5 protein-coding genes and 2 pseudogenes are annotated in these 3265 nt (G+C 69.8%); 5 read left to right on the forward strand and 2 right to left on the reverse strand.

The annotated features are described in order from the left end of the window. From WEB03_RS06915 to WEB03_RS06935, 5 genes and pseudogenes are all read left to right on the forward strand, one after another. Nucleotides 1-266, forward strand: a pseudogene (locus WEB03_RS06915) (ABC transporter permease); the annotation flags it as partial. 92 nt (nt 267-358) lie between these two features. Next, entirely contained in the window at nt 359-745 is a 387-nt protein-coding gene (locus tag WEB03_RS06920) for a hypothetical protein (RefSeq protein WP_368070215.1), read from the forward strand. Beyond that, entirely contained in the window at nt 745-1500 is a 756-nt protein-coding gene (locus WEB03_RS06925) for an ANTAR domain-containing protein (RefSeq protein WP_368070216.1), read from the forward strand. Before WEB03_RS06920 ends, WEB03_RS06925 begins: the two co-directional genes overlap by 1 nt. A 198-nt stretch (nt 1501-1698) precedes the next feature. Continuing rightward, entirely contained in the window at nt 1699-1956 is a 258-nt protein-coding gene (locus WEB03_RS06930; protein WP_368070217.1) for a ribbon-helix-helix protein, CopG family, read from the forward strand. Continuing rightward, nucleotides 1953-2333 (forward strand): type II toxin-antitoxin system VapC family toxin, encoded by a 381-nt coding sequence (locus WEB03_RS06935; RefSeq protein WP_368070218.1) that lies wholly within the window; start codon nt 1953-1955, stop codon nt 2331-2333. Before WEB03_RS06930 ends, WEB03_RS06935 begins: the two co-directional genes overlap by 4 nt. A 157-nt stretch (nt 2334-2490) precedes the next feature. Here WEB03_RS06935 and WEB03_RS06940 read toward each other — a convergent pair. Then, nucleotides 2491-2559, reverse strand: a pseudogene (locus WEB03_RS06940) (MBL fold metallo-hydrolase); the annotation flags it as partial. A gap of 76 nt (nt 2560-2635) precedes the next feature. Then, nucleotides 2636-3043 carry a GNAT family N-acetyltransferase gene (locus WEB03_RS06945; RefSeq protein ID WP_368070219.1) on the reverse strand — a complete coding sequence of 136 codons (408 nt, stop codon included), beginning with the start codon at nt 3041-3043 and terminating at the stop codon, nt 2636-2638. Nucleotides 3044-3265 lie beyond the last annotated feature (222 nt).

The raw sequence follows: 3265 nt of genomic DNA on the forward strand, positions 1-3265 counted from the left end.
GCCAGGCATCCGGCGTCGGGGTCGGCGTCGGACTCGGGCTGGCGGCACTCGGTGGTTCGATGGTCCCGCTCGAGGTCTTCCCGGGGCCCATCCGGCAGGTGGCGAACATCACCCCGCACGCGTGGGCCAACCAGGCGATGGCCGAACTGGTCCGGCGGGACGGCACGCTCGGCGACGTCCTCACGGAGGTGGCGGTGTTGGCGGGCTTCGCCGTGGTGCTCCTCGTTCTCGCGACGGTCCTGCTGCAGCGCAACCTCACGCGCTGACGGAGCGACGACGCACCCGGGTCGACGTCCGGCTGCGACCCGGCACGATCGCGCGCGTTAGGCTCCCCGCGACCGAGCCCCGAAAGGTTCTGATGGACGACGTCCTGTTCACCGTGCACCGCATCCTCGGCTACGGCCTGTCGGTGCTGGTCCTCGGTACCGCGTTCGTCGCCTTCGACCGGGCGAAGAACGGCCAGGAGTTCACCGCCGGCCTCTACCGGGCGGTGCTCGGCCTCCTCGCGGTCCACATCGTGCTCGGCATCGCCCTCTACACCACCCTTCAAGCCTGGGAGGCCGAGCCGCTCGTCGCCTACGTGCACCCCATCGTCGGGGTGTTGGCGCTCGGGGTTGGCCAGGCCATGGTGGGCCGGGCGCGTCGGACGCAGATGGCCGCGGACGCTCACCGCCTCGCCGGACGTGGCCTCGTGGTCACCTTGGTGTTCATCCTCGTCGGCATCGGTGTGGCGAGCGCGGTGTGATGGAGAGCGTTCCCGACGGCGGCACCGACGTGGGTGAGCCCGGCGAGGCGTACCTCCGCACCGTCGAGGAACTGCTCACCCTGCTGCTCGAGGAGGTGCCCTTCGATGCCATGCTCGAGCAGGTGATCGCCCTGACGGCTCAGGCGATCGCCACCACGGATGCGGTCGCCGTCACCGTCGAGCGGGTCGACGGTCGGACCGACACCGCTGCGGCCAGCGACGCCGCTTCCCGCCAGCTCGACGAGGTGCAGCGCGCGCTCGGCACCGGACCGTGCGTCGATGCGATGGCGGACGGCAACGAGCGGTACGTCGATGACCTCACGTCGGACGACCGTTGGCCTTCCGAGCTCCGAGAGGAGGCGTCACGGCTGGGGTTGCACTGCGCGCTCGTCGTCCCCCTGCGTGTGTCGGGGCGCAGCTTCGGGGCGCTCAACCTGTTCGCTCGCCAACCCGGAGGGCTCGATGAGGACGCCCGGCGGACGGCACGCAGCATCGCGGGACCCGTGGCCGCGACCCTCGCCAACGCCCGGGCCTACAGCCGGGTCGAACAGCTCAGTATCCAGCTCCGCGAGGCCATCACCAGCCGTGCCGTGATCGAGCAGGCCAAGGGCATCCTGATGGTGCGGGTGGGATGCGACGAGGACGAGGCGTTCGCCCTTCTGCGCCGTACGTCTCAGCACCAGAACCGCAAGCTCCGGGACGTCGCCGCCGCGGTGGTGGCGATGCGCGACCAGCTGCCCGCTCGCCGCGCGTAGCGTCCCGCGCCTGCCGCGACGTTTCCGCGCGTGCGATCCGCCACGGGGCGATGGGCAGACCCGAGCGAGTCGTGTCGCGGGAGGGCGTCGATGTGCCCTGACGGCGCCGATGTCGCACCAACAGAGCAACGGTGACGGGCTCCGGTGACGCTGATCAGCTCCCGCGACACGCCGGGACTCATGATGTAGGGTTACATCATGAGCCACAGGACGCAGATCACCCTCTCCGACGAGCAGTACGAGCTGCTCCGCTCCGAGTCGCGCCGACGCGGCCTCGGCCTCGCTGAACTCATCCGCCGAGCGGTGGATACTTCCTACGGGACTGTCGACCGCGACGAGCAGCTCTCGGCGCTCCAGGAGAGCTTCGCCGGCTGGTCCGAAGGCGACGACGGCGCGAGTGACGTCGAGTCGCTCCGCACCGGGATGGCGCGGAGGCTCGCGGACGCTGCCGGATGACGGTCCTGCTCGACACGTCGGTGCTCATCGACCACCTGCGTGGGGACCCGGCGGCACGCGACGCGATGGCTGGAGCGGTATCGGCTGGGCACCGATTGACCGCCTCGGTGGTCGTCAAGGTCGAGGCCCTCGCGGGGATGCGGCCCGCCGAAGAGGCATCGACCCGCCGTCTCCTCGATGCGCTCGAGTGGTTCCCCGTCGACGACCGCATCGCAGAAGACGCCGGCCGACTCGCGAACCGGTACCTGCGATCCCACCCGGGCGTGGACCCCGTCGACTTCATCATCGCGGCCACGGCTGCGGTCCACGACGCATCCCTGTGGACCCGTAACACCGAGCACTTCCCGATGTTCGACGGACTCACGTCGCCCTACTGAACGGCGGCGGCTCCGGCCACAGGCGTGCGTAGCGACTCATCGTCAGGTCGGCTACCAGCCGCGTTCGCGCCACTCTGCGCCGCCTACGTGACGTGGCGATCCACACGGTGCACGACTCGGCTCGACCGCCGCTGCAAGACGTGGGACGGCCTACCAACCGTGCGCGCCACTCGGTGAGGTGGGGGCGCTCCACGCCGAGGGTGGTGTCGTCGCCGTGGCCGGGGTACGGGCCACGGCGTAGACGTCGACCGCGGTGCCGTCGAGAGCCGACCTGTTCTCGTGCCCGTCGTGACCTCAGTACCTCAGCCGGACCCGAGAGCCTTCTCGTACAAGATGTGATGGTCATGCTGGTCGGCGTACCCGAGGGAGAGGTAGAAGGCGTGGGCTGCTGCCCTCTCGGGCCGACGTCCGCTGTTCACCTGCATCAGGGTGCTCTCGTTCTCAGCAGCGATCCGTTCCGCTTCGGCAACTAGGCGGCGCCCGACCCCGACGCGCTGAACCGAAGGGTCGACGGCGAGCGCGGTGATCCGCGAGAACATCCCGTGTTCGGCGAAGCGCGGTGTCAGGCTCAAGGCGAGAACGCCCACGACCTGTCCTTCGAGCTCCGCCAGCTGGACGTGGTCTCGCAAGGAGGTGTCGAACGATGCGATGCACTCGCGAACGACCTCCACCTCGGCTGGGTATCCGAGTGCGGCGAGCAGGCGACACACGTCCGGCGCGTCTGTCGGACCGGCGTTTCGAACCGTGTTTCGAACCGGTGATCAGTTCCTCCTCACCGTGGCTGGCGTCGTTCGCTGTCACCGTTGCCCTCTCGTCGGTGATGGCAGCCTGCCAGATGCCTCGCGCCTTGCTGCAGGGGTGGCTCCCTCCTCGGCGGTTCCGCGCGGCGGGACGGGTCCAACTCGCGAACGAGGGAATCCGGGCGCTGCCAC

It is taken from the genome of Nitriliruptor sp. (genome assembly GCF_040882075.1).
Taxonomy (GTDB): domain Bacteria; phylum Actinomycetota; class Nitriliruptoria; order Nitriliruptorales; family Nitriliruptoraceae; genus Nitriliruptor.

What these genes read in the sequence shown, in the direction of transcription:
- WEB03_RS06920 (WP_368070215.1), top strand. Translation starts at nt 359, where the DNA reads ATGGACGACGTCCTGTTCACCGTGCACCGCATCCTCGGCTACGGCCTG.
- WEB03_RS06925 (WP_368070216.1), top strand. Translation starts at nt 745, where the DNA reads ATGGAGAGCGTTCCCGACGGCGGCACCGACGTGGGTGAGCCCGGCGAG.
- WEB03_RS06930 (WP_368070217.1), top strand. Translation starts at nt 1,699, where the DNA reads ATGAGCCACAGGACGCAGATCACCCTCTCCGACGAGCAGTACGAGCTG.
- WEB03_RS06935 (WP_368070218.1), top strand. Translation starts at nt 1,953, where the DNA reads ATGACGGTCCTGCTCGACACGTCGGTGCTCATCGACCACCTGCGTGGG.